Source organism: Paenibacillus sp. FSL R5-0766, assembly GCF_037971845.1.
Taxonomy (GTDB): Bacteria; Bacillota; Bacilli; order Paenibacillales; family Paenibacillaceae; genus Paenibacillus.
In genome coordinates, this window is the sequence record NZ_CP150227.1 from 2,215,007 (window position 1) to 2,241,157 (window position 26,151).

Annotated in this window: 25 protein-coding genes; 13 read left to right on the forward strand and 12 right to left on the reverse strand. The window is 46.8% G+C overall.

Annotation, left to right across the window (positions count from 1 at the left end):
• Positions 1-24 precede the first annotated feature (24 nt).
• Entirely contained in the window at positions 25-1,236 is a 1,212-nt protein-coding gene (locus MKY66_RS10070) for an MFS transporter (protein ID WP_076209040.1), read from the reverse strand.
• 204 nt (positions 1,237-1,440) lie between these two features.
• Between MKY66_RS10070 and hemE the strand changes: the two genes are divergently transcribed.
• From hemE to MKY66_RS10100, 6 genes are all read left to right on the forward strand, one after another.
• Positions 1,441-2,505 (forward strand): uroporphyrinogen decarboxylase, encoded by a 1,065-nt coding sequence (gene hemE, locus MKY66_RS10075; protein WP_076209039.1) that lies wholly within the window; start codon positions 1,441-1,443, stop codon positions 2,503-2,505.
• Complete coding sequence (gene hemH / locus MKY66_RS10080; protein ID WP_036609705.1) at positions 2,498-3,448, forward strand: ferrochelatase; 951 nt, start codon at positions 2,498-2,500, stop codon at positions 3,446-3,448. Before hemE ends, hemH begins: the two co-directional genes overlap by 8 nt.
• Entirely contained in the window at positions 3,448-4,872 is a 1,425-nt protein-coding gene (hemY, locus tag MKY66_RS10085) for a protoporphyrinogen oxidase (RefSeq protein WP_076209038.1), read from the forward strand. Before hemH ends, hemY begins: the two co-directional genes overlap by 1 nt.
• Positions 4,873-5,147: 275 nt before the next feature.
• Positions 5,148-6,467, forward strand: a complete 1,320-nt coding sequence (locus MKY66_RS10090) for a CapA family protein (RefSeq protein WP_339807129.1) — start codon at positions 5,148-5,150, stop codon at positions 6,465-6,467.
• A 23-nt stretch (positions 6,468-6,490) separates the two neighbouring features.
• Complete coding sequence (locus MKY66_RS10095; RefSeq protein ID WP_076209036.1) at positions 6,491-7,243, forward strand: glycerophosphodiester phosphodiesterase family protein; 753 nt, start codon at positions 6,491-6,493, stop codon at positions 7,241-7,243.
• 46 nt (positions 7,244-7,289) lie between these two features.
• Positions 7,290-7,922: a fumarylacetoacetate hydrolase family protein gene (locus MKY66_RS10100; RefSeq protein WP_076209035.1), complete on the forward strand. Its 633-nt coding sequence runs from the start codon at positions 7,290-7,292 to the stop codon at positions 7,920-7,922.
• A 122-nt stretch (positions 7,923-8,044) separates the two neighbouring features.
• Here MKY66_RS10100 and MKY66_RS10105 read toward each other — a convergent pair whose 3' ends face one another.
• The gene (locus MKY66_RS10105) at positions 8,045-8,452 is read right to left on the reverse strand and encodes a hypothetical protein (protein ID WP_076209034.1); all 408 of its coding nucleotides are present in this window, start codon (positions 8,450-8,452) and stop codon (positions 8,045-8,047) included.
• Positions 8,453-8,840: 388 nt separating this feature from the next.
• Between MKY66_RS10105 and MKY66_RS10110 the strand changes: the two genes are divergently transcribed.
• The 4 genes from MKY66_RS10110 to MKY66_RS10125 all read left to right on the forward strand — a co-directional run bounded on the left by MKY66_RS10110 (position 8,841) and on the right by MKY66_RS10125 (position 13,336).
• The gene (locus MKY66_RS10110) at positions 8,841-9,650 is read left to right on the forward strand and encodes a DUF92 domain-containing protein (protein WP_076209033.1); all 810 of its coding nucleotides are present in this window, start codon (positions 8,841-8,843) and stop codon (positions 9,648-9,650) included.
• Positions 9,651-9,662: 12 nt separating this feature from the next.
• Positions 9,663-10,241 carry a TetR/AcrR family transcriptional regulator gene (locus MKY66_RS10115; RefSeq protein ID WP_017689402.1) on the forward strand — a complete coding sequence of 193 codons (579 nt, stop codon included), beginning with the start codon at positions 9,663-9,665 and terminating at the stop codon, positions 10,239-10,241.
• Between the two features lie 61 nt (positions 10,242-10,302).
• On the forward strand, positions 10,303-12,234 hold the full coding sequence (locus MKY66_RS10120; protein ID WP_076209032.1) for an ABC-F family ATP-binding cassette domain-containing protein: 1,932 nt from the start codon (positions 10,303-10,305) through the stop codon (positions 12,232-12,234).
• Positions 12,235-12,397: 163 nt separating this feature from the next.
• Positions 12,398-13,336 carry a hypothetical protein gene (locus MKY66_RS10125; RefSeq protein ID WP_076209031.1) on the forward strand — a complete coding sequence of 313 codons (939 nt, stop codon included), beginning with the start codon at positions 12,398-12,400 and terminating at the stop codon, positions 13,334-13,336.
• A 119-nt stretch (positions 13,337-13,455) separates the two neighbouring features.
• Here the strand turns inward: MKY66_RS10125 and MKY66_RS10130 are convergent, their stop codons facing one another.
• The 5 genes from MKY66_RS10130 to MKY66_RS10150 form a co-directional block, all read right to left on the reverse strand.
• Positions 13,456-14,496: a M42 family metallopeptidase gene (locus MKY66_RS10130; protein WP_076209030.1), complete on the reverse strand. Its 1,041-nt coding sequence runs from the start codon at positions 14,494-14,496 to the stop codon at positions 13,456-13,458.
• Between the two features lie 113 nt (positions 14,497-14,609).
• Positions 14,610-14,990 (reverse strand): lipopolysaccharide assembly protein LapA domain-containing protein, encoded by a 381-nt coding sequence (locus tag MKY66_RS10135; RefSeq protein WP_076209029.1) that lies wholly within the window; start codon positions 14,988-14,990, stop codon positions 14,610-14,612.
• Between the two features lie 132 nt (positions 14,991-15,122).
• The gene (pepF, locus tag MKY66_RS10140; protein ID WP_076209028.1) at positions 15,123-16,913 is read right to left on the reverse strand and encodes an oligoendopeptidase F; all 1,791 of its coding nucleotides are present in this window, start codon (positions 16,911-16,913) and stop codon (positions 15,123-15,125) included.
• Positions 16,914-17,126: 213 nt separating this feature from the next.
• Complete coding sequence (locus MKY66_RS10145) at positions 17,127-17,312, reverse strand: hypothetical protein (RefSeq protein WP_047842378.1); 186 nt, start codon at positions 17,310-17,312, stop codon at positions 17,127-17,129.
• Between the two features lie 3 nt (positions 17,313-17,315).
• Positions 17,316-17,549, reverse strand: a complete 234-nt coding sequence (locus MKY66_RS10150; RefSeq protein WP_017689395.1) for a hypothetical protein — start codon at positions 17,547-17,549, stop codon at positions 17,316-17,318.
• A gap of 162 nt (positions 17,550-17,711) precedes the next feature.
• On the opposite strand from MKY66_RS10150, the gene MKY66_RS10155 reads away from it, so the two are divergent.
• Entirely contained in the window at positions 17,712-17,909 is a 198-nt protein-coding gene (locus tag MKY66_RS10155; RefSeq protein WP_017689394.1) for a cold shock domain-containing protein, read from the forward strand.
• Between the two features lie 153 nt (positions 17,910-18,062).
• Here MKY66_RS10155 and MKY66_RS10160 read toward each other — a convergent pair whose 3' ends face one another.
• Both MKY66_RS10160 and MKY66_RS10165 read right to left on the reverse strand, forming a co-directional pair.
• Positions 18,063-19,235 carry an MFS transporter gene (locus tag MKY66_RS10160; protein ID WP_076209027.1) on the reverse strand — a complete coding sequence of 391 codons (1,173 nt, stop codon included), beginning with the start codon at positions 19,233-19,235 and terminating at the stop codon, positions 18,063-18,065.
• Positions 19,236-19,275: 40 nt separating this feature from the next.
• Positions 19,276-20,616, reverse strand: a complete 1,341-nt coding sequence (locus tag MKY66_RS10165) for a multi antimicrobial extrusion protein MatE (protein ID WP_076209026.1) — start codon at positions 20,614-20,616, stop codon at positions 19,276-19,278.
• A 179-nt stretch (positions 20,617-20,795) separates the two neighbouring features.
• Between MKY66_RS10165 and MKY66_RS10170 the strand changes: the two genes are divergently transcribed.
• The gene (locus MKY66_RS10170) at positions 20,796-21,875 is read left to right on the forward strand and encodes a tetraprenyl-beta-curcumene synthase family protein (protein ID WP_017689390.1); all 1,080 of its coding nucleotides are present in this window, start codon (positions 20,796-20,798) and stop codon (positions 21,873-21,875) included.
• Positions 21,876-21,928: 53 nt separating this feature from the next.
• On the forward strand, positions 21,929-22,900 hold the full coding sequence (gene pfkA, locus MKY66_RS10175; protein ID WP_076209025.1) for a 6-phosphofructokinase: 972 nt from the start codon (positions 21,929-21,931) through the stop codon (positions 22,898-22,900).
• A gap of 90 nt (positions 22,901-22,990) precedes the next feature.
• Here the strand turns inward: pfkA and MKY66_RS10180 are convergent, their stop codons facing one another.
• From MKY66_RS10180 to MKY66_RS10190, 3 genes are all read right to left on the reverse strand, one after another.
• Positions 22,991-24,343, reverse strand: a complete 1,353-nt coding sequence (locus tag MKY66_RS10180) for an MATE family efflux transporter (RefSeq protein ID WP_076209501.1) — start codon at positions 24,341-24,343, stop codon at positions 22,991-22,993.
• 204 nt (positions 24,344-24,547) lie between these two features.
• Positions 24,548-25,729 (reverse strand): putative glycoside hydrolase, encoded by a 1,182-nt coding sequence (locus MKY66_RS10185; RefSeq protein ID WP_076209024.1) that lies wholly within the window; start codon positions 25,727-25,729, stop codon positions 24,548-24,550.
• A 163-nt stretch (positions 25,730-25,892) separates the two neighbouring features.
• On the reverse strand, positions 25,893-26,081 hold the full coding sequence (locus tag MKY66_RS10190) for a hypothetical protein (RefSeq protein WP_029880762.1): 189 nt from the start codon (positions 26,079-26,081) through the stop codon (positions 25,893-25,895).
• Positions 26,082-26,151 lie beyond the last annotated feature (70 nt).

Here is a 26,151-nt window from a genome sequence, read left to right on the forward strand (position 1 = left end):
ATTAATTAAGAAATGGATAGGGAATCAGGATTCCCGAATAGAAGCAGGTTTGTTATACAATTTGAATCGGACCCAAACCATATTAATTAGCAGCAGTCCGCCAGAGACGATAAACAGACCTTCGATCCCGATGAATCCTGCCATAAAGCCTCCAATGATCGCTCCAAGCATGTTGCCCAGCGCCAGAGTACTCGTATTAAAACTGAATGCACGGCTGATCATGCTATCGGATGTATAGGAACGGATCAGGGCATTAACGCTTGGAAGCAGGCCACCCATGAACACACCCATCATGAAACGAACAAGAATGAGCTGCCACACGGTCTGAACAAATGCCTGAGGAATAAGCATGAGTCCTGTACCTATGAGGGAGAACGTCAGCACCTTGTGAGGACCAATCCGGTCACTTAGCTTCCCTAGAATCGGTGACATCGCCATATTGGATAGTCCCGTAACTGCACCGACAAGCCCTGCCCAGAAGGCCACGTTTACATCCGAAGCATGCAATTTTTGCACATACAGCGGCAAGAGTGACATGGGGCTTATCATCGCAAACTGCAACAGAAAGGTCACAGCAAACAGTGCGGGCAGTTGAGGTGACTTGTTCAATTCCTTCAGACCGGACAATACGGATTGTGCCGGCAGTTTGGCTGCTTCTTGACGGTCAAACTTCTCTCTCACCAGGAACATGGCGAGCATGGAAGCAACAAAGATCAATCCACCTGTAATGTAGAAAATGGGGCGGAAGCCTACCGCATCCGCTAACAAGCCACCAATAAGTGGACCCAGGATGGTACCGGCAACCTGTCCGGACTGACTGATTCCCATGGCAAAACCCATGCGGTCCTTCGGTGTGGTACCCGATATCAGCGCAACAGCTGCAGGATTGAAACCGGAAATTGTACCGTTAAGCAAACGCAATAAAAGAAGCTGCCAGGGATTCTGTGCCAGACCCATAAGGGCGATCACGATGGCCATTCCGAATCCCGAGCGCAGCAACATAACTTTCCGACCATACTTGTCCGATAACTTGCCCCAGAGCGGTTGGAACAAAAATGAGGTGAGGAAATTGGCTGCAAAAATAAATCCCGCCCAAATGCCAATTTCATGTTCGCCAACAACGCCCAGATCTCTTGCGAGATAAAGAGACAAAAATGGGGTAATCATGGTCATGCCCGAATTGACCAAAAATTGTCCGAACCAAAGCACAATGAGGTTTACTTTCCACGTTTTCAAAGTGCTTTCACTTCCTTTCAAAGATATTTCTGTAATTCTCAAAAAAACACCATTCTTTCATTATAACATAATTGGCATATGAGGGATGGGTGTAAGGAATGTCATAGTATTGTCACGTAGAACGCATCTGCATGTGGTTGTTACGGCTGTTTAAAAAGGGCATAATGGTAATTATGAGTCCAAAAACTATTGGAGGCTTCTTACATGAGCTATAATGATCGACTGATTCGGGCAAGTTTCAAACAACAGGTAGACCGTGTTCCGGTATGGTACATGCGTCAAGCTGGGCGTTACGATCCTGAATATCGCAAAATTAAAGAAAAGTACTCCTTGTTAGAAATCTGCAAACAACCCGAGCTGGCGGCTGAAGTTACACTCATGCCGGTACGTAAACTTGGTGTAGATGCGGCTATTTTGTATTCCGATATTATGAATCCGGTTGCCTCTCTGGGCATTGATTTTGACATTGTAAAAAATATTGGTCCAGTTATCGATAATCCTATTCGATCCGCTGCAGATGTGGATCGTTTGCGTCCCATCGACGTAGAAGGAGATCTGTCACATATTCTGGAAACCATTCGAATTCTGGATAAGGAGCTTGATGTGCCTCTTATTACGTTTGCGGGCGCACCTTTCACGATTGCGAGTTATCTGATCGAAGGACAACCTTCGAAAGGTTACATCCGCACCAAAACGATGATGTACAGCGAACCTGAAGTATGGCACAAGCTGATGCAGAAGCTTGGTGATATGGTAATTACATATATCCGTGCGCATATTGCGAATGGCGGTAAGGCATTCCAGTTGTTTGACAGCTGGGTTGGAGCACTTTCTACCAAAGACTTCAGAACATATGTGTTGCCTACGATTACCCGTATCTTTACCGAATTATCGGATTTGAATGTACCGAAGATTTATTTCCCTGGTGTTGCATCCGGTGAGTTGTTGCCAACGCTGCATAATCTGCAAGCCAATGTGATTGGATTGGACTGGAGAGTATCCATTTCGGAAGGGCGTCAACGTCTTGGTGGCAAGTTTGCAGTACAGGGTAACCTGGACCCATATTTGCTGACTGCCCCGATGGAACTGATTAAAGAGCAAGCCAAAGTGATTATTGACGAAGGAATCAAGGAGCCGGGTTATATATTCAACCTCGGACACGGATTATTTCCTGAAGCATCGCTAGAAAAGCTCAGAGAACTAACGGCGTATATTCATGAATATTCTGCCGAAGCAATGAAGAGTGGGGTGACGGTAACCAATGACTAATACTGTAGGTGTACTGGTGATGTCGTATGGCACACCGGAAAATATGGAGAGTGTTGAAGCGTATTACACACATATCCGCAGAGGACGTCCGCCTGAACCGGAGCAATTGAAAGAACTGACGGATCGTTATGAAGCCATTGTTGGCGGTGTTTTCCCACTTCGGGAGAACACAGACAATCAGGTCAAGGCCCTTCAAGAGACATTAAACCGCGATGAGCGTGGCACTGATGTGGAATTCCGTTGTTATCAAGGACTGAAGCATGCCTATCCGTTTATTGAGGATGGCGTGGAGCAGATGGCGAAGGATGGAATTCAGACAGCGATTGGTATTGTACTGGCTCCTCATTTTTCCACGATGAGTGTAGGCAGTTATATCAAACGTGCGCGTGAAAAAGCAGAAGAGCTGGGCGTTCATATGTCCTTTATTGAGAGTTATCATCTGCATCCAAAGTTAATTCAGGCGTTGTCCACACGTGTCAGTGCCAAGTTGGATGCGTTCGAAGAAGCTGGAGCAAAACGCGGAGATGTGAAGGTGTTGTTTAGTGCGCACAGCTTGCCGGCACGTATTGTGGAGATGGGTGATCCATACCCGCAACAATTGCTGGAGACTTCGGAAGTGATTGCCTCACGTGTAGGAATAACCAATTGGCAATTTACGTGGCAGAGTGCCGGGCGAACAGCTGAGCCTTGGCTTGGACCGGATATTCTGGATACGTTACAGGAGCTTTCTCGTGAACAGGTAGAGGATGTACTTGTGGCACCAATCGGGTTTGTCTCGGATCATCTTGAAGTGCTCTATGATCTCGATATTGAGGCCAAATCGATTGCCAAAGAGATCGACATGCGCCTGATGCGTATTGACTCTCTCAATAGCGATCCTCTGTACATGGAGACGCTGAGCGACGTTATTATAAGCCAATGGCAGCAAGGGTCGGATGAGTAATGGGTGATAAGAAACGCCGTGTTGTTGTTGTCGGCGGTGGCCTTACCGGCCTCAGCGCGGCATTTTATATCCGCAAGCATTACCGGGAAGCAGGAGTTGAACCCGTGATTACTTTGGTCGAGAAAAGCTCGTCCATGGGAGGCATGATTGAGACACTGCACCGGGATGGATTTGTGATTGAAAAAGGGCCTGATTCTTTCCTGGCTCGCAAAACAGCAATGATTGACCTCGCTAAAGAATTGGAGATCGATCATGAACTGGTCAGTCAGAATCCGGAGTCGAAGAAAACGTATATCATGCAGCGTGGCAAGCTTCATCCTATGCCAGCAGGACTTGTTCTCGGTATTCCGACAGAACTAAGACCATTCTTGAGAAGTGGTCTGGTCTCTCCGGCAGGCAAACTGCGGGCGTTGATGGATTTTGTCATCCCGCCGCGACGTACAACAGAGGATGAATCGCTCGGTTATATGATTGAACGCCGTCTTGGAGCAGAAGTGCTGGAGAACTTGACGGAACCCCTGCTCGCGGGAATCTATGCAGGTGATATGCGGCGATTGAGCCTCCAGGCTACCTTCCCGCAGTTCGGAGAAGTAGAGCGCGATTACGGAAGCTTGATCCGGGGCATGATGACGGGTCGCAAACCGGCTGAGACGCATACCGGAACAAAACGGAGCGCTTTTTTGAACTTTCGCCAGGGGTTGCAGAGCCTTGTTCACGCCCTCGTACATGAACTGCAGGATGTGGATCAACGTCTGAACACCGCAGTGAAGTCGTTGCAACGTCTTGACGAAGCGGAGACCAGATACCGTGTTGAACTGGAGAATGGTGAACAGCTAGAAGCGGATGATGTAGTGGTTACTGTGCCAACATATGTTGCGTCGGAGCTGCTGAAGCCTCACGTCGATACAGCGGCACTGGATGCGATTAACTATGTGTCTGTAGCCAATGTAGTGCTCGCTTTTGAGAAAAAAGAGGTGGAGCATGTATTCGACGGATCGGGTTTCCTCGTTCCGCGGAAAGAGGGCCGTAATATTACGGCTTGCACGTGGACATCGACGAAATGGCTGCATACGAGCCCGGATGATAAGGTGCTGCTTCGCTGTTATGTTGGTCGCTCCGGTGACGAACAGAACGTAGAGCTTCCGGATGAAGCGCTGACGAATCTCGTTCTCAAGGATCTGAGAGAGACGATGGGTATTGAAGCAGTACCGATCTTCTCCGAGATTACAAGGCTACGTAAATCCATGCCACAGTATCCGGTGGGACACCTCCAACATATTTCCGCTCTCCGTGAGGAGCTTGGCAGCAAATTACCGGGTGTGTACATTGCAGGTGCAGGTTATGAGGGTGTAGGCTTGCCTGATTGCATCAGACAAGCGAAGGAAATGTCTGTTCAGGCTACACAAGAGCTTGTAGCAGATTAAGTACAGCAAGAAAGCTGTCTCAAACGTAGAATTATCTACTGGAGAGATGGCTTTTTTTATATGAAGATCTGGAAGCTAACTGAGTTCATACCCTTTCAATCGATACAGTTCCAAGGAATGATGGAAATCCAGAATATGCCTGATATAATGGTATGTATGGCTGTGAAGAAGAGGAGTTGCTTATGTATCCCCCAAGATCAGATCGAAGTGTAGAGAGAAAAAAAAGAAAGCGCACCCGCGATAGAATCATCTGGACAGTTAATCTTGTATTGATCATGGCAATTGGTCTGATAGGCATTTTTTATGTTATTAATACACGTCAGCAACAGGCAGACCAGCCAGTGAAACAAGAAATCGTCGATCAGGATCAGCCTTCCATTGGAGACGATGCCAAAGGCGGCGATCAAGTAACTTCTCCAGACTCGGAATCTGATGAGACTTCGGAAGAAGAACCCGAAGCTACGGATGAAGAGACAACAGCGGATGCAGATAAGACATCTGGAGTAGCGACACCTGACACTTCAAGCAATACCAATAGTGAGAAAGCAGAATCCGGAACGAAAAAACCTACGGCAGATTCGACACCGTCTGGCACAAAGGGAAATGCAGGTGTGGATCAGCAATCAGGGACGTCGAAACCTTCCAATTCAGCGAAAGATGTCACGATTAACTTTGTTGGTGATATTCAATTTTCGGGCAAAGTTGCTGAACTGCTGGATAAGAACGGTTATGATTATCCCTTTGCCAAACTCGGCAGATTATTCAAGGATGATGATCTTACCATCGGTAACCTGGAGACACCAATAACTCATGGTGGTACCAGTGCAGCTGATAAAACCTATGTCTACAAATCATCGCCCAAAGCATTGGCGGCAATGGCTTCAGCCGGTTTTGATGCTGTCAATTTGGCCAATAATCATATTCTGGATCAGGGCGTAGAGGGATTGGTGGATACGTTAACTTATCTTAAGGAATATGGCATAGCTCACACCGGGGCAGGTATGAGCAGGGATGAGGCCTATGCACCAGCATATCTGGAACGCAAAGGCATGAAGATTGCATTGCTTGGGTTCTCCCGAGTTGTACCGGAAACGAGTTGGAAGGCTGAAGGCAATCGGGCTGGCGTGGCTGAAGCCTATGATTCCACAGGAGCAGTCAAAGCGATCCAGGAGGCCCGTAAGAAGGCTGATCTGGTGATCGTGGTTGCACATTGGGGAGAAGAACGTGTAAGTACTCCAAATAGTGACCAGACCCGATTGGCTCATGAGTTTGTAGATGCTGGCGCTGATCTGGTCATAGGTGGTCATCCTCATGTGTTGCAAGGGTTGGAGTACTATAAGGGGAAGTGGATTGCATACAGTACGGGAAATTTCATTTTCTCCAGATCAACAACCGAAGAGACGTGGAAAACGGCGGTATTTCAGGCTCGCTGTAGTCAAGATGCAGCTTGCAGCATGAAAGTTATCCCTTATGAGGCCGGGTTAGGTCAGGCCATTCCAATGATTGATGAGGCGAACAAACTGCTGTTGGAACAGATGGCAAAGCTCTCCCCGGGTATTCGATATGATGGTAATGGGGTCGCTTCACCTAATTAAAAACCTTTTGAGGAGGGAATCGAATGAACAACCTTTGTGTAGCGCACCGTGGATTTTCTTCTATTGCACCAGAGAATACGATGGCTGCATTCCTGATGGCCATGGAGCGGCCTGAAGTTCAGTGGATGGAGCTGGATGTGCAGTTGTCGCGTGATGGTGTGCCCGTGGTTATTCATGATTTTACAGTGGATCGCACGACAAATGGCAAGGGCCTGGTTCGGGAAACCGATTGGGCTGATCTGCAACGTCTGGATGCTGGAGCATGGAAAAACAAGTCTTACAAAGGCGAACGGATTCCGGAGCTAAGTGAATTGTTAGATCGCTCGTGCGGCAGAGTGCGTTTGAACATTGAACTGAAAACGCAGGGAGACATGTACCCGGGCCTGCCTGCGGCTGTTATACATGAAGTGAGAAAAAGACATATGCAAAATGATGTTGTGATCACCTCATTTGAACCAGCCGCTCTGATCGAAGTGAAGAAACTTGCACCGGAGATCCAGACGGGGCTAATTATCGATGCACGACCAGGTGATCTGTTAACCGCGTTGCGGCAGATGAATTGTACATTCCTATCGATTGGATACACCAATGTAGACAAATCCTTAATGAACGAGATGCGGAGTGCAGGCATTCGGGTGATGGCTTGGACAGTGGATGACAAGACCATTATGAAGAAACTGGCGGCAGTTGATCCAGAACTCATGTTATGTACGAACCGTCCTGACGTATGGGAGTTAGCATTTCAGGAGACGAGCAGCCGATTTTTCAGACCCTAACTTTCCTATATGCACTAATGAATCCGATAAAGGTGGTAATATACCCATGTTGACTAACATTCGCAATGTATACTGTGTAGGACGCAACTATAAACTTCATGCGGAAGAATTGGGTAACGCGGTTCCGGATGAGCCAATGATCTTTATGAAACCTTCCCATGCAGTCGTGCCCCTGAATGGTGAAACGCTTGAATTGCCTGCTACCAAGGGTGAAGTTCACTATGAAGCTGAGTTGGTCGTGCAAATCGGCCGGAGTTATGAGCCAGGTATGGCGGTAGATGAACTGGTGGATGCGTATGCGTTTGGTATTGATTTTACGTTACGTGACGTACAGACCGTGATTAAGAAAAAAGGCCACCCGTGGACAGCGGCCAAAGGGTTCAGAAATTCCGCTCCGGTTACTACATTTAAGGCATTTCCGGGTGCGGCAGCATTACTGGAGAAAGACTTTACATTGACCAAAAATGGTGAGGAAGTCCAGCGTGGTAACATTTGTAACATGATCTTCAGTTTACAGGATATTGTGGATTATGTAGGTCACCATTACGGCCTGGGGCCGGGCGATGTCATTTTTACAGGAACACCGGAAGGTGTTGGACCAACACAAGCAGGAGATGTGCTCGAACTGGCATGGGACGGCGAATCCTTGGGTGCCTGCACGATTGGGGCAGCACAGTAAGGATTACACATCATACCTGCTTGAGATGAATAGGGTACAAGAAAGGGGCGTGAATACGCTCCTTTTTGCTGTGTTATCGTGGATATAGGTTTATACCTTCATTGTACGGATACGCTACTAATTTACGCCAAGCTGTATGCTGTATTTGCACTCTGTGTGACCAACTCTTCCAGTTCAGCTTGTTGTGCAGCATGTTGCTCCGAACTGATACTTCCACTTGCGAGCCGTTCATCCAACTGCTCCCTGAGCTGCCTTACTTGTATAGCAATGACCTCATCCAAATTCCCGTTGTTTTCTTCCGTAATCGTCCTCAGTGATTTGCCGTTGTACAGTTCCTGGTACAGATCCACTTCTGAAGCCTGATTCAGAGCGCTGAGCAGCTCGTCGCTGCTTCCCTCACGAGTGTCCAAGTCAACGATGGACCATTTAGCAGTAGGTATGGGAGAGATGGCGGATTGGCCCCATGCTGTTCCGGCAAAGGACATGGTGACAATCATTGTGCCTATAATAATGACTCTTTTCATATTCATATGGATAATCCTCATTTCTGTAGTTGAGTACGAACTGAATCGTAGCTTGTCGTTGATGTAGTTGTAGATGTTTCGATCTGAGAATAGTGTAAACGGGAAACCTGAAGTGAAACTTAAAACAGGATAAGTAATTTCAACCTATCAGCGATATGAATGGCAGGGAAGTTCGTCTGTAAAAAAGAAATTTAGTATTTCCGAGCATTTTGAAGAATCATATTTTAACGTTTGATCGAAAACCTGTTTTGGCACTTCTACATGAGGCCAAAACAGGTTTTTTGTGTGCTGGCGTTAGGAGTTTCGGCATTGGGATCAAACCGTGGTATAATTGAATTTCAAAAATACAATAAACGTCATGCGGGCTGTACATACGCTGCATGCAGGAGACATTATGGATTGGATTATTGGCGCCGTATGCGCTTCTATGGTGGCAGGTGCTGCCTATGCGAAAAAGTCGCTAACCCTGTCTGGCTGTCTGGCAGCCATCATGATGGGAACGATATATTACGGAGCGGGTAACCTGTTCTGGTTTGGCACGTTATTGTTGTTTTTCATTACTTCAACGTTGCTCTCCAGGTTTCGTAAAGATCGGAAGCAGGAGCTGGAGAAATCCTATGCCAAGTCAGGAAATCGGGATGCCGGACAAGTGATGGCTAATGGTGGAATGGGCATGTTCCTATGTCTGGGATACTGGATATTTCCACATCCGGCATGGGTGTATGCTTTCATTGGTGTAATGGCTACCGTTACATCAGATACATGGGCAACCGAGATTGGGAGTCTCAGTCGCAAGCCGCCGCGCTCTGTTCTCACGTGGAAGGTACTTACGCCAGGTGCTTCAGGAGGTGTCTCACTTCTTGGCACCGTGGCTGCAGCCGCAGGCGGGGCTCTAATTGGTGCGGGAGCATTCTTGTTTTCCTGGATCGCCGGGATAGAGGGGCTTGGTCTGTTTAGCTGGACTTTTGTCGGCCTTGCAGGCGGGTTGGCAGGGGCTTTTGCCGATTCCTATCTGGGCGCAACGGTGCAGATGATGTATCGTTGTACTGTGTGTGGCCGTGAAGTTGAGGTACATGAACATTGCGGGCATCCAACGGTTCGGGCTCGTGGCTGGGCATGGATGAGTAATGACCTGGTGAACGTGCTTAGCTCGGTGATCGGCGGATGTGTAGCGATTGGTTTAGGTAACATTTTGGCGTTGTAGGGGGGAGTACATTTGAGCACTGTACAGGGAGACAAATCGGAGGCTATTTTGGATGCGGCCTATGGAATTTTTGGCTCGAAAGGTTTTTATGAGACCAAAATGTCTGATATTGCAGACGAAGCCGGCATCGCAAAAGGCACCATTTATTTATATTTCAAAAGCAAGGAACAATTATTTATCGCAGTATCCAAGCGGGACTGTAACAGCTTTATCAGCCGTCTTGAATATGCTTTGAACTCGCATGAGAACACAGGTGATAAACTTGGAGCAATAGCCAAGACCCACCTTACGTATTATTATGAGCGTCGCAATCATACTAAACTCTTCTTTATGGCACCCAATAATGATCCGGATCTGATGAAATTCATGAAGGCATTCATGAATCAATACATGAGTATGGTGTGTGAGGTACTGGAGAGTGCAAGTGTACCTGAGCCTGTATTGCTCGCTGAAGCCTATATCGGAATTCTGGACCGGCTGAAGATGGATATCATGTTGAATCCGGAGTTCAATGAGGAACATCTGAACAAACGAATTGCTTTTGCAGCAGCGTTGTTTCTGGATGGATGCCGTTCTTTTTTACAAGTGTAAAGTGAGTGCACGGATGTACGTGATAATTGAATTTTAATTTACAGAGAAGTGGGTACGAGCAATGAACATAATGACGGTAGAGCAAATTGCAAAAAGTTATGGCGAAAAAATATTGTTCAAGGATGCTTCATTTGGTATGGCTGATCAGGATAAGATTGGTGTCGTTGGGGTAAATGGCACCGGGAAATCCACGTTTTTGCGTGTGATATCTGGTATGGAACCTGCAGACGCGGGACAGATCTCGATCGGTAATGACGTACGTATTCAGTTCCTGGCGCAAAATCCGGACTTCAATCCGGATAAAACGGTACTGCAACAAGTATTCGAAGGTGACAGCATGGAAATGAAAACCGTGCGTGAATATACGGAAACGATGGAATTATTGGAACTGAATTCGTCCGATCCAGCGTTGCAAGAGCGGTTATTACGTTTGAATCAGCAAATGGAGCAGCTTCAGCTCTGGCAGATGGAGAGTGAAGCGAAGAGCATTTTGTCCAAACTGGGTATTCGTCAATTCGATGCACTGATGGGCACATTGTCTGGTGGACAACGCAAAAGGGTAGCACTCGCTGCTGCGCTGATTCACCCTTGTGAACTGCTCATTCTGGATGAGCCGACGAACCATATTGATAATGATTCGGTCGTTTGGTTGGAGCAGTACTTGCAGAAGCGCCGCGGCGCACTGCTTATGATTACGCATGATCGGTATTTCCTGGATCGTGTGGCGAATGTCATGCTGGAATTGGATCATGGACGTTTGTTCCGATACGAAGCGAACTATACACGTTTTCTGGAACTGAAGGCGGAGCGCGAAGAACGAGAAGCTTCTTCCGAACAGAAGCGTAAGAACTTGCTTCGGACGGAGCTTGCATGGATTCGTCGTGGTGCCAAGGCACGGACGACGAAACAAAAAGCGAGAATTGATCGCTTCGAACAACTCAAAGACCAACAAGGAGTCCAGCGCTCGGGTTCATTGGAAGTATCGGTTGGCTCCACTCGTTTGGGTAAAAAGATTCTGGAGATCGAGCATCTTTCCAAATCCGTGGGTGGCCGCACGCTGATCGAAGATCTGAGTTATATTGCCGTACCTGGAGATCGGGTAGGGATTGTCGGACCGAACGGTAGTGGTAAGTCCACGTTGCTTCAGATGATATCTGGCAAGCTGGAACCTGATGCAGGTGTGGTTGACGTTGGTCCTACGGTCAATCTGGGTTATTTCACACAGGAACATCAGGAGATGGACGAATCTCTTCGTGTGATTGAGTACATCAAGGAAGTGGCCGAGAATGTGAAAACAGCGGATGGCTCTCTGATTACAGCATCCCAGATGCTGGAGCGGTTCCTGTTTACTCCGGCATCCCAGTGGACGCCAATCTCCCGTCTTTCTGGTGGAGAGAAGCGTCGTCTGTATCTGCTGCGTGTGCTGATGGCTGCTCCGAATGTATTGCTGCTGGATGAGCCGACGAATGATCTGGACATCCAGACACTCGCTGTACTTGAAGACTATCTGGATGATTTTCCGGGTGTTGTTTTTGTGGTATCCCATGATCGCTATTTCCTTGATCGTACTGTGGATAAAGTGCTGTCTTTTGAGGGCAACGGTGCTGTACGTGTACACGTCGGCGACTACAGTGAATATGCGGAATGGATGATGAAAAATGCACCCGGAGCTAATCAAGAGAGTGACACAGGAGCGGCGAAGGTGAAGCAGTCATCGGAGAAACCGACGCCTGCTGTGTCAGCGGCCAAACCGAAGTTGAAATTCAGCTTCAAGGAGCAACGTGAATACGACCAGATTGATGAAAATATTGAGAAGGCTGAAGCCAATCTTGTCCGGATTAACAAAGAGATGGAAGAGTCATTTAGTGATTCTGCCCGTCTGCAGGAGTTGATGGCGGAGCAGGTTGAGGCTGAACGTCATCTGGATGAATTGATGGAACGCTGGACCGTTCTGAATGAACTTGCAGAACAGATTGAACAGAGCAAGTCTTGATTTATAACTAAACATCGCCCTTTCTTCTATAGTGACTTTAGGTCGCATTGGAGAAAAGGGCGATTTTTTTGTCTGTGAATTTGCGTATTAAAGTGAAACGTTCTGTATGTTCATTACGTTTTATAAGTAAAGAATTCCATAGAAGGGAGAGAACACCACACTTATGTATAAGGAAATTAATCAACAGTTGGCAGTGCTCAAGGAAAAGGGGAGAATTTACGAGAAATGGACCAAACGTCTGGAGAAGCTTCAAACGGAGGAAACTGAATGGGAAGCAAAGGTAAAACGTCGTCTGGAGCATCTTCAGAAGGAGCAGAAGGACGTTGATCGACTGAACAGTATGACATTGTCAGCATTTTTCTATCAACTGATTGGCAAGAAGACAGAACGTCTGGAGAAGGAAGAGCTGGAACTCATGGAGAGCAAGGCTGCATACGACACCGCTTGTCGCATGTTACAAGACGTACAGGAGCAACGAATTCATGTGGAGCAGGAGTTGGAGGGTCAACGGCAGTATCAGTACTGGCAAGGCGATTACAACGCGCTGTGGGGGAAGAAGGAAGGTCGACTGCTGGACCAGGATACGGAATTGCAACAGATGGCTGAGAATCGAGAACATCTGGCGAGCGAGCTACAGGAACTGGATGAAGCTTTCCGGGAGGGGGAGTATCTGGTTGATGCTCTTGAACGTGCGGAGAAGGCCTTGGCTTCGGCAGGTAATTGGGGTGTATATGACATGATGGGCGGTGGGGTCATCTCCACACATATCAAGCGAGGACGAATGGATGACGCTCAGGTCGCCATCATGGATGCAGGTAAGCGTCTACGACGTTTCCAGAAGGAATTGGAGGATGTAGAGATGGCTGTACACGCGGATCTGCATCTGGGAGGTCTGCTTTCATTCGCAGACTATTTCTTCGATAACCTCTTCGTAGATTGGATGGTTCAGGACAAAATTCGCAAAGCCGAACGTCAGGTGAAGGATGGACTGAGCGCGGTTCAGAAAACCATGCATGTGTTAAGAAATGAAATGCGTGACCATAAGGCAGAGTTAGAGATATTGGATCGTAAATATCATGCATATGTGGAACAGGCAGATTAAAAGATATGACAACAAAGGCCCCTTCCAAGCACACCGAATAGCTGTGCTTGGAAGGGGCCTTCTGCTTAGACGAACATGTGGATGTCACCATGATGATTTCGTAGAAAAATGATTCTGTTTTACTTGGTTGTAATGTAGGCTGCGAGCAATCGTGCGGTATTCAGGACAGCATCCTTATGTGTACGCTCCATGGAATGAGATGCGTGAACTCCAGGACCGATCAGTGCTGCACGGATATTGTTTCCTCCGCGCAATGCTGCACTGCCATCTGAGCCATAGTGGGGATAAATGTCGACGACGTAATCCATTCCATCTTGTTTGGCCAGTTCAATGAGACGGCTGGTCATATCGTAATCATACGGGCCAGAAGAATCTTTGGCACATATGGAAACGTCGGTTTCTTTACAGCTCAGGTCATCACCCATAGCTCCCATGTCTACAGCGATCATTTCACTGATTTCCGCAGGGATATATGATGCGCCATGTCCAACTTCTTCATAGTTCGAGATAAGCAGAGAGACGTTATGTAATGGTTTCCAGCCTTCACGATGTGCAGACTCAAGGATGCCAAAGAGGGCAGCCACGCTGGCTTTGTCGTCCAGATGACGTGATTTGATATAACCACTCGGCGTGATGACTGCGCGAGCATCAAAGGAGATAAAGTCGCCGACAGAGATCCCGAGTTTCAACACATCTTCCTTGGAGGAGACGACCTCATCGATTCGAACTTCCATATGGCTCTCGGACCGTTCAAAGGTACGTGCATCCGGATAAACGTGGACAGATGGATGAAGGGAGAGAATGGTGCCTGTGTATGTCTTTCCATCCCGAGTATGGATGCTGCAATATTCGTTTTCAATACTTTGCATGGAAAAGCCACCGACAGAGGTAAGCTTCAATGTGCCATAGGATGTAACCGAGCGTACCATGGCCCCTAGCGTATCCACGTGAGCGCTTAAAGCAATTGTCTTGGAAGAGTCCTGTCCGGGCAATGTAAGCACCGCACCGCCCTTGTTATTCAGCTCACAGGCGATGCCAAGTGCTGCTGCTTCCTTCCCGATCATCTCGATAATATGATGTGTGTAACCACTTGGACTTGGTGTGTCCAGCAATTTTTTCAGAAAAGACAGAACGTATGAATCATCAATTGTAAAACTCATTGTGTAATTTCCTCCTCGGATCGTGGGTATGGTGTGAAACAAAATACAGCCTGTCTGGGGGAGAGAATGTGATACTACCATTCCTGACTCGCCAGCAGGCTGTCTCTGATTGGTTACAGTGTTCCCGTAGGGTTTCCTTTGCGCTGACTCTGGATCGAATCCTTCTCCAATAGGCTATCGGATTTATTTGAGTCAAGCGAATCCATCGAATTGAAAGAATCCAATGAAGATTTGCTTGTCGCGGAACTTTCCAATTCAGATACACGCAATTTCAGTTGTTTATTTTCACGTTGCAGTCTGTATTGGCGATAGATGCCATATGACCCTACAATAATTCCACCGATCAGGGTACAGCCGAGAATGAGCAAGATCAGCGGGATTTGTACCGTGTTAAATAACAGGTTGACTTGTACGGAATCCACATTAATAACCGCAAAGATTCCCGTGAGCAGTGCAAAAACAAGACCTGCTATGAGTGCCCATTGCATTTTCATGGTGTTGCCTCCTTGTTGAACAATTGAGAACTAGATATGCATTACCCATATTCGGGTATGTTGCATCTTGCAATGATGATAAAATCCCCTGCCCGAACGGGCAAGGGATGCAGGTCACATGGAAAGATAACCTTATTTGGTTAGTTGCTCCATCTGTTCAATCAGTTCCTTGAACACACTCATAGCTTCACGAATTGGCTGTGGTGTAGACATATCCACACCTGCTTTTTTCAGAATGTTGATGGAGTAATCACTGCCACCACTCTTCAGGAAGCCAAGATATCGGTCAACAGCCGGTTGGCCTTCTTCCAGGATTTGCTTGGAAAAGCTTGTTGCTGCGGAGAAGCCTGTAGCATATTTGTAAACGTAGAAGCTGTTATAGAAGTGGGGAATACGAGCCCATTCCATTTCAATTTCTTTGTCAACAGCCATGTCTTTTCCGTGATATTTAACGTTCAGATCATAATAGATCTCGGATAACAATTGTGGTGTTAATGCGTCACCTTGTTCCGCACGTTCATGAATAATTTTCTCGAATTCAGCAAACATGGTCTGACGGAATACCGTTGTACGGAATTGGTCGGCATAATAGGTCAACAGATACAATTTTTCCTTTGGATCTGTTGATTTGTTAAGCAGATAATCCATCAGTAACGCTTCGTTGGTTGTGGATGCAACCTCAGCCAGGAAGATGGTGTACTGGGCATCACGATACGGAAGTGTTGTATCCGAGTAATGTGAATGCAGAGCGTGACCCATTTCATGTGCGAGTGTGAACATGCTGTTCAGGTTATCTTTGTGATTCAACAAGACATACGGGTGAGTGCCGTAAGCGCCCCAGGCATATGCGCCTGAACGTTTATTTTCATTCTCATATATATCGATCCAGCGGTTATCATATCCAGTCTGCAATGCGTCAGCATAGTCCTTGCCGAGTGGTTTCAGACCGTCTTTAACCGTTTGTTTCGCTTCCTCATAGGTAATATCCATTTTGTATTCGTCTACGAGTGGAGCGAACAGATCGTACATGTGCAATTGATCCACACCCAGCAACTTTTTGCGCAGGTCCATATAACGATGTAATAACGGAAGGCTCTCATGAATGGTTTCTACCAGATTGGTATACACATCCGTTGGGATGTTATCTCCATATAGGGACATTTCCATCACGGAAGGATACTTCCGAACATTAGCATAGAACATATTTTTGGTTACATTTGCATTCAAGGCAGCTGCAATTGTGTTCTTTTGTTTGGCATACGTTTCGTATACCGCTTTGAAGGCACGTTCGCGAACTTCACGGTTAGGGTTCTCCAGGAACTGAATGTAGCTGCCGTGTGTCAGCTCAACTTCGTTACCATGTTCATCCTTGATTCTTGGGAACTTGAGGTCAGCGTTATTCAGCATGCTGAAGATTGTCTGTGGTGCTTGTGAAAGGTTGCCTACCTGTGCAAGCAAAGCCTCTTCTGCTTGGCTAAGAACGTGGGCTTTTTCGCGTTTCATCTCTTCCAGGGTAAATGTATAAGCAGAAAGTTTTTCGTTCGCAATAAATGCGTCCAACTGATCATCCGGCAGGGAGAGAATCTCCGGTGTGACAAAAGAAAGTGCTTCACCAACCCGTACGCCTAATTTCTGGGCTTTTTGGGACAGGTTTTGATATGTAGGATTCGCTGTGTCTTCATCTTGATGCATACGTGCGTACACAAAAAGACGTTCTATTTTGAGGCTGATCTCATCTTCAAATTCGAAGCAAGATTTGAGTACATCGGGTTGATTCAGTTTGCCTTGGAATTCGGAGGCCTTCTTGGTCAAAGACGATACTTCTTCATATTCCTGATCCCAGGCTTTCTGATCGGCAAATAAATCTTCCAGTTTCCAGCTATGCTCAGCAGGCACCTCGGAACGTTTCAATAATTGACTCATGGAAATCCTCCTTTGATGATCTGATGAATGTATGGACGAAGCTGCCTTCGTCTCGCTTGCTTGTGCGGAGAGAGACGAAGGAATCAGACTAAGTACCAGGATAACAGATAGCGATTTCTGGTATTTCAACGGCCTTCCTCCTTACGATACGAATAATCTCGTATAGTATGACCTTAGGCGCGTTGAAATATTTGAATATCTGGGTCCCCGTGATTAGGTTCCCATGTTATACAGAAAATAAACGATCAGGAAAAAGGCGAAACAAATGAGCAGGGTAGCAATAAGCGCCATTCCCCGTCTCAGTCGATCCGGGATGGAATTGCGTCCCAGAATAAGCACAATACCAAGGGAGAAGGCGAGGATAATAAAGATGACGACATTGCTTGAGTCAAGCTGCATGGGTTAGACCCCTTTGAAGGCAGCCATCAATTGACGCCATTCATCCTCACGGTTCTCAAAATCTGCTTTTGGGAAACGGCGTTCAGCCCAGTGCATTAATGCAGGACGGCTAAGGAAAGTATGGCATTCTTCGCCCCACTCTTCCGAAATTTCTCGCAGTACGAGATATTTGCCTTGAACTTCTACGGTCATCATATTCCACTTGTCTGTTTTGTATATTTCATGTTTTTTTATCATAGGTAGTCTCCAAACTAACGGTTTTGGTAAAATGATACCGTACCCTACGATTCAAAGCAAATTTTTTCGACATTTATGGAAAGATAAATTGCAAAATGGAAGGCCATAAAGTATAATAAGGGTATTCGCCATAGATGGCGATATTTTTAGGAGGTTTTTCATTTGAAAGGTACAGTTAAATGGTTTAACGCAGAAAAAGGCTATGGCTTTATTTCAGTTGAAGGCGGCGAGGACGTATTCGTACATTTCTCCGCAATCCAAGGAGATGGCTTCAAAACATTGGAAGAAGGTCAAGCGGTAGAATTCGAAATCACTGATGGAAACCGTGGTCCTCAAGCAGCTAACGTAAACAAACTGTAAGAATTTATCCGGCTAACGGACTTCTTATATATTATAAATTTATAGCTGAATATTAGAACCTAAGCACAGTCCCCCAAGGGAGGCTGTGCTTTTTTTGATTCTAAAATTTTCAGTGTAAATAACGGTTGAATATGATGTATGTTCCCTATGTGTTCAGGATACACGATTGGTCATGCTGGACCATAACTTTAATCCGAAACCAATCAGTGCAGCCAGGGAGAAAGCCATAGCGGTAAGATAGAAAGTTTGTCTGCCTGCATGTTCCAGCAACAGTCCGCCCAACGTTCCACTAAGAAGTCCCGAAGCACTGGACCAGACAATGGTGAACAAAGCCATACCCGTAGCTCTGTAACCGTCCGGAACTAGACGAATAATATAACGGACCGCCGTAACGTAGAAAATACCAAAGGTAACACTGTGCATCGTCTGAATCGCAACGACAGCTGCTGGTGTATCGGATATGGACATAAGAAGCAAACGAACTGTATACATCAGAGCAGCAAAAGCGATTAGCGGCAGTTCTTTATAACGGTTTCCATACTTGCTGAGTAGTAGAAATATGGGGATTTCACTTACGGAAGAGATCAGCAAAGACCAACCGATCAGTCCCTCACTGGCACCCAGTTCTTTCAGTGTGATGGTAAGAAAAGCTTCGTTCATCCGATGTCCCATGGCAAGCAAAAATACACAGCCAAAAAAGGTGAGCACATCTCTGCGTTTCAGAATAGCCCATAACCCCGATAGGTCCATTTTGCTACTGCTCCCCGAAGGTTGATCCTTCAATTGAAAACTGATCAATAATGTAGTGGCAGCAAGACCGACGCAAAGCCATATCGTCCATCCTGGACCGAAAGATCCAAGGAAATACCCGATACTTAATGCAAAGAACGCATAACCGATCGATCCGAAGACTCGAATGGAAGTGAAATTTCGACCATACTTGCTGGCGGTTGTAATAGCCATCGTATCGGAGAGGGGATAGACCGGATAATAGAAAAAGTAAAACAAGGTCACGAGTACAAATACCTGTCCAAAAGTTGTTGCGTTGGCAAGCATGATCCCTGTGATCAATTGACCACCAAGCAGAATGATCATCACTTTGCGTACTGTTTGGTAGCGGTCGCTGGCCATGCTCCAGAACATATTGGAGAACACGGAGATGAGGGGGCCAATTCCGTAGAGATATCCAATCTCAGCCCGACTGAAGCCCAGATGACTGAAGTAAAGCTGGAAGTAGGATACCACCAGAACGGTGGAACCAAAGATGGTGAACATGAGAGCCCGCAGCCAGTTCTGGTCCGGGCGGGCGTTGTGACTTAATTTCATGATGAGAGACTCCAATCCTGATAACAATTCAATGATTTTATTACCCTTTCAGGGATGTTGATTTACGGGCTTTAGGCACGAACATCGTAGGTTCTTGCTTCGTGCGCCGGATGACAAGCCAGACAATGACAAGTTCGGCGAGCAGGCCAAGGGATTGGGCCACAGCGCCAATCATGCCGTTCCACGCTGGGAAAATACTAACCAGTATAAGCAGCACAATTACCGTGCAGATTGCATTCGCCGTTTGCGAACGAAACATCGTTTTTGTCTGACCGCGAAGCAGAATGAGGCCATTGCTGAAATCCAGAAAAGGGAAGATCAGCGGAAATAAGACAAACGCACGCAGCGTCCACAGACTTTGTCTCAACAGTTCGCCCTGAACGCTCATGACATTTTCGAGTACCCATGGTCCCAAGGGGGTATAGGCAATCGACACCATCATCGCAAACGGAATAAATCCGGTGACAAGTGCGAATTTTCGTACCAGTTTGGCGTCCACAAGGTAGAAATTCAGCACGATCTGATGGATGTATGTAAAGAAGCTTAGCATCAACTGCATCAGACTGCTTGCTATGGCAAAGGATGAAATGGCTAGTGCGATCCCGGTCGTTTTGCCCAGTACGATGTTAATAACCGGTCCTATGAACAGCGCTACAAAGCTGGATAACAGCAGCGGCTTATAAAAACGAAATACGTCTCCCTTGCTCTCGACGGGATGATCCTCAAGCTTGGCTGGCATTTTGCGCTTGATGCTGTTTCCCTCCAGAAAGCTGACGAGCGCTTCAATCATCATGCCAGCAGCAAAAATGATAGCGCCTACACGTCCACTGTCAATGCTGTCTGTGTATATGAAATAGAGGGAAAGGCCGTACATTCCAGCTAAACGGAATACCATCCCAATGGTTAACCACTTGGTGCGGTTATTCGTAATGATGATCCCCTGATAGATGTTGCGGATCACTGAAAAGATGCTCACATACATGAGAATTTCATATACGTCGATGACTTTGGTCAGCAGATCCGGACTTACACCAAACAGGTATTTGAACACCCCGGTACCAACGGGAGAGTATACGATGAGAAACCCAATGAGAAGCACACAGGCAAGAAATATTTTGGTCACAAACGTGAGGGCCTGAAAGGAAAGGCGATCGCGAACCAGTGCGGAACAGGTTTGCCGCAGCAGGGTGGAGGGGCGTTCCGTGAGGGTTAACAAGCTACCGGCGATGGCATAGCTGGCAATAACCGTCTCGGGATGAGCGGAACGTGCTAATGTGCTGTTTATGATGACGTGAGAAATGGTGACGAGAGAGGCGGAAATGCCGAGTGGCACAAAAAAAGAAAATAACCGTCTCCACGAAAGTGATTCACTTGACGACATGTCAACGACTCCTTTGATGGATGAAATATGGATAGTATATCACAAAGCTTTGAACGCCGATGCGATTTTTTATGCGGAATATGCGGTAGATCATTTGTACAATTAAGGGGATCATATTATAATAGGAATGGTTAAAAATCGCTCTAATACGTATTCAACCAAGTGGAGGCACATTTATTTTGAGCCAATCAAATCGAAAACGTCATCAATATCCGCGTGGACCGCTGGCATTGATGAGAGGGGTGTACAAATACACCATTCCGGAAACACGGAAGGCACTGAATGGATGGCGTGCTCAAGCTGAGGCGATTCCGAATGAGGAATTGCGTACACAGGCACTTGCCAGTCTGAAGGATAAACAGTTTCACTGTGAAGGCGGAACCGTCTACGCTTTAGCTGATTTGCCCAACAGACACATTCTCATTCCGCTGATCGTTTCTTATCAAACTATTAGTGATTATTTGGACAATCTGTGCGACCGCAGCACCTCGATGGACCCGGATGACTTTCGTCTTCTCCATCAATCCATGCTTGATGCGGTAGATCCCGAAGCAATTCCCGTCAATTATTATGCCCTCCGTGAGGAGCAGGATGATGGTGGATATCTGCGGAATCTGGTGACCACATGTCAGGAACTGACCCGTCAGTTACCAGGCTATACGTCCGCCAAGCCCCAAATTCAGGATCTGGCAGGCCTATACACGGACCTGCAGGTATATAAGCATATCAAGCCGGAACTGAGAGAAACGGCACTGCTCGAATGGTGGTCGGAGCATCGTCATCGCACACCTCAGTTTCGTTGGAACGAATTCGCTGCTGCGACTGGCTCTACACTGGGCGTTTTCATGCTGTTTCTGGCTGCGAGTGACGATCAGTTGACTGAAGAGCAAGCGGCCTCGATCCACACGGCCTATTTCCCACATGTATGCGCACTGCACATTATGCTTGATTATTTAATTGATCAGGATGAGGACCGCATCGGGGGAGATCTCAACTTCTGCAACTATTATGAGAATGTGGAGACAATGCTGGACCGAATTGCTTTTATTGTCGAGATGGCACGCAGTGATGTACAGAAGATTCCGGGAAGCTCCTTTCACCGGATGATCATCGAAGGACTGATAGCCATTTACCTGTCTGATCCCAAAGTCAGCGAACAACAGGAAGTTCGCGTCGTATCCAAACGTCTGCTGAAAAATAGTCCGATCACAAGAATATTTTTCTTCATTTTCAGTCGCTGGATACGAAAAAATATGTAAGTCAGGTGTGATATTGCGGAGCCTGAAGTGAAACTAGAGGAGGAAGAAACATCATGACAGCAGTAAAGAAAATCGCAGTATTAACGAGCGGTGGTGATTCACAGGGGATGAACGCGGCTGTTCGTGCGGTTGTTCGCAGCGGACTGTTTCACGGTCTCGAAGTATATGGAGTTCAACGTGGATACCAGGGTCTTTTGAATAATGACATTTTCCCAATGGATTTGCGGAGTGTAGGGGATATCATCCAACGTGGGGGAACGGTTCTTCAATCAGCACGTTGCAAGGAGTTCTATACCGCTGAAGGTCAGCAAAAAGGTGCGGACATTCTGCGTGCACGTGGCATTGACGGTCTGGTTGTTATCGGTGGGGATGGTTCTTACAACGGAGCAAACAAACTGAGCAAGCTGGGCATTAACACCATGGGTCTGCCAGGAACGATTGATAACGATGTTTCATTCACCGACTATACCATCGGATTTGATACAGCTGTAAGCATAGTAGTTGATGCAGTAAACAAATTACGTGATACGATGTCTTCACACGAACGTTCTTCCATCGTGGAAGTTATGGGTCGTCACTGTGGGGATATCGCTCTGCATGCCGGACTTGCTTCGGGTGCTGAAACGATTCTTGTACCGGAAGTTCCGTTTGACATGGACGAAGTGGCTGACCGTATGAAAGCTAACTTTGCACATGGCAAACGCCACAGTATTATTATCGTTGCTGAAGGCGTGGGCAAGGGTGAAGATGTAGCAAAAGAACTGATGGAACGTTGCCCAACGTATGAGCCACGTGTAACCGTTCTGGGTCACATTCAGCGTGGGGGTACGCCAACACCTTTCGACCGTAACCTGGCAAGCCGTCTGGGCGACTTCGCTGTTCGCAGTCTGATTGCAGGCGAGACAGACAAAGGTTGTGGCATTATCAAGGGTGAACTTACCCTGACAGATATTGATAAAGTGGTTAACACAAAAAAAGATTTCGATATGGAAACGTACCAGCTTGCACAACGTTTGTCCCAATAATAATTCGATTCAAAAACAAAGAGCACAATCCCGCATTGACGAGGATTGTGCTCTTTTTGTTGTTTTCCAAAGTAAGTGAGTGTTCCGATGTTACGCGTTACGGAGTGCCGCTTGTTTTTGTACCCGAAAGAGTCTCCAGAGAAGCGCTGTTGCTCCTGCAGCAAGACCGGCAATGAGGCCGATCCAGTATCCAAAGGCGCCGAGTGAAGTATACGTAGCTGTTAGGTAACCTACAGGCAGACCAATGATCCAATATGCTACAAACGTAATGATCAAAGCCGGATTAACATCTTTGTAGCCACGTAATGCTCCTTGAGTCGGTGTGGCAATTGCATCCGAGATCTGAAAGAAGATGGCGTAGATAAGGAAATGCTGCGTAAGTGCAATGACCTCTCGATCGTTTGAATACACGCCTGCAATCTGTTCACCGAACACAATCAACACGATGGCTGTCAGCAGTGATAGCCCAATGGCCCCACCTATTCCAAGCAGGCTGTATTGTTTGGCGTCTCTCAGACGCCCGGCACCTGCCTCGAAGCCCACAAGGATGGTAAGAGCCATACATATGCTCACAGGTAACATGTAGAGCGTAGAAGCGAAATTCAGCGCCGCCTGGTGGGCAGCAATTGTTGTGGTATCGAAACGGCTCATCATTAAAGTCACAGCAGCAAAGATGGACGTTTCGAAAAAAGTCGCGAATCCGATGGGTACCCCGATTTTGAGTAACTCTTTCCACTTGGCCAAGGAAACACGCGTCCACTGACGGAAAATGCCGTATTGGGCAAATGGTTCGACCCGATGGACAAAAAAGAGACTAATAAGAAAGATCAGCCAGTATGTACATGCTGTAGCCACACCGGCACCAACACCGCCCAATTGGGGGAAACCCCAGCGGCCGAATATCAGCAGATAATTTAGTAAGATGTTAACGGGCAGGGAGACCAACGTAATGAACATCGTAGTCCGTGTCTGACCAAGTGCATCCATGAAGCTGCGCAGCACCGTATATCCGAAGAGTGGGATAATGCCAAAAGCAAGTGCGCACAAAAAATAGAAGGCAACTTGGGCAACCCGAGGTTCCAAAGGCATTCCGTTTAGTATAGGGCCAAGTAACAACGCCCCGGCTCCGATTACGACGAGACTGACCGCAATTCCAAGATACAGCGCCTGGATGACGTTATACCCGATCTGATCATTACGTTTGGAACCCAGCAGATGGGAAACAACAGGTGTAATACCGATTAGAATCCCGCTTAGTCCAGTTTGAACGGGCATCCACAGACTTGTGCCAATCGCAACTCCTGCAAGGTCGGCCGGAGAAAACTTGCCTGACATATTGGTGTCAAAGAACGACATGGCAGAGAGGGCGATTTGAGTGGTGAAGATGGGCAAAAATATAATCAGGAATTGCTTCACTTTTTGGGAAAAACTTGTTGTGTTCATGTTCACTGGCAGTGCCTCGCTATTCTAAAGAGATGTCATCCAAGTGTCATGTCTGGACAGCTATACATTGTAGTGGATTTTGTCCGTTTTGGATAGGGACAGATACAGAGGAGAGGCGCACCGAGAAAAATGAACACCAAAAAACCTCGCTCCGCTTCAAGCAGAACGAGGTTGGATGAAATAAGAAGTATGAAAGAGTGCGGATTACTTATATTGTACATCTGATGTATAACGGTTGGAGGCATTCCAGAGCAGATATTCATGCACATCCATGTCTTTCATCGCTCTAATCTGGTCTTCCACTTGTTTCTTGCCATACTTGATATAATGTCCACTGCCCAGCCAGCTTGCTGTGAAATCCTGGATCCACGGGCGTATGACGGGTTTAAGCTCCTTAGTAGGGTCCAGTTTCTTATGCGTGTCTTCCATGGAGCCCTTAATGGTTGTGTAAGGATCTTTATCAGGGTCCTTGACCCCATACCAACCAGTTGAATAGTGACTAGGGTATACCATCGGTGAGATGACATCCACATTTTCGGATATTTTAACAAAATCCTGTCCAATGCCTTCAGCCGCAGGTACGGAAGCTGCATAACCGAAAATATCAACCGAGACACGCACACCTAACGGTGCCAGCTCTTTGCGTGCATATTGCACGAATTCAGCTACAACATCGACCCGGGACTTGTCAGATTTGGTGTATTTGAGTACATCAGCACGAGTTTCAAAACCTTCCGGGAAACGAACGTAGTCAAATTGAATCTCTTTGAATCCAAGCTTGGCCGCTTCCTTGGCGATTTCGATATTATAGTCCCATACTTCCTTGCTGTACGGATTCACGAAGCTGTCGCCTTTGCCATTTGCCCAAACCGATCCATCCTTGTTGCGGAAAGAAAGCTCTGGGTTCTTTTTCGCAAGAATTGTGTCTTTGAATACAACGACACGTGCAATCGGGTAGACCTCGTGTTTTTGCAATCGTTTCATCAAGGCATCGATATCCCGAATAAAAGGTTGGGATTTACCCATTTTCTGGAGCGCTTTGTTTTCTGTGGGATAAGTTATGTATCCAAGATCGTCTTTGATATCAATGACCATGGCATTCAGTTCTGTACTGTCTGTCAGCTCCAGCAATTCTTTCATGCGTGCGCCGCCGGCACTGTATGCCGTTACATAGATACCTTTGACCACGGGGGCATCAGGTTGTGGGTCGGTTTTAGCAGGTGGATTATCGGCATCAATAACAACCTGATCTTTTTGAGATTGGATAATTGCGGTGTTAAAACTGTTGGTTAACGATTGGAATTGAGGATTTCCCTGATCTGCCACTGCCGGAGCAACACCAAAGCCTCCAAAGGCCATAGCCAGTAAAGCCCAAAACATGTTCATTCATTTCCACTCCCTTATGTGTGCATTCCATGTATGAATTATACATTAAAGCCTCTGGGCTTTTAACCATATTAATCAAGTAATGAAACACATGGGAAAAATGAAAACCGCTTCCTGCTGAGGAAATCCCCTGCAAGAAGCGGCGTGATCAATCTGAAAAAAATTATTGAATGTAAATCTCATTTTGATGCTCACAAATACTGTACTGAATGATTTCCATTGCGTCTCCCTGTTCCAGGATGCCCAGCCCATCCCGGAGGACAATCAGTGAGTCGAGTTCATTCGGTTTCAAGAAAGGGAGCATTTCCGGGCACCATCTGTTGACGATCTCAAACAGTTTTACCGTTTCCATATCCACAATAATCACCCTTTCCTACTCGAATTCCAAAATGGTAAGTCATTCGGCGCGATTCGGGAAAGCA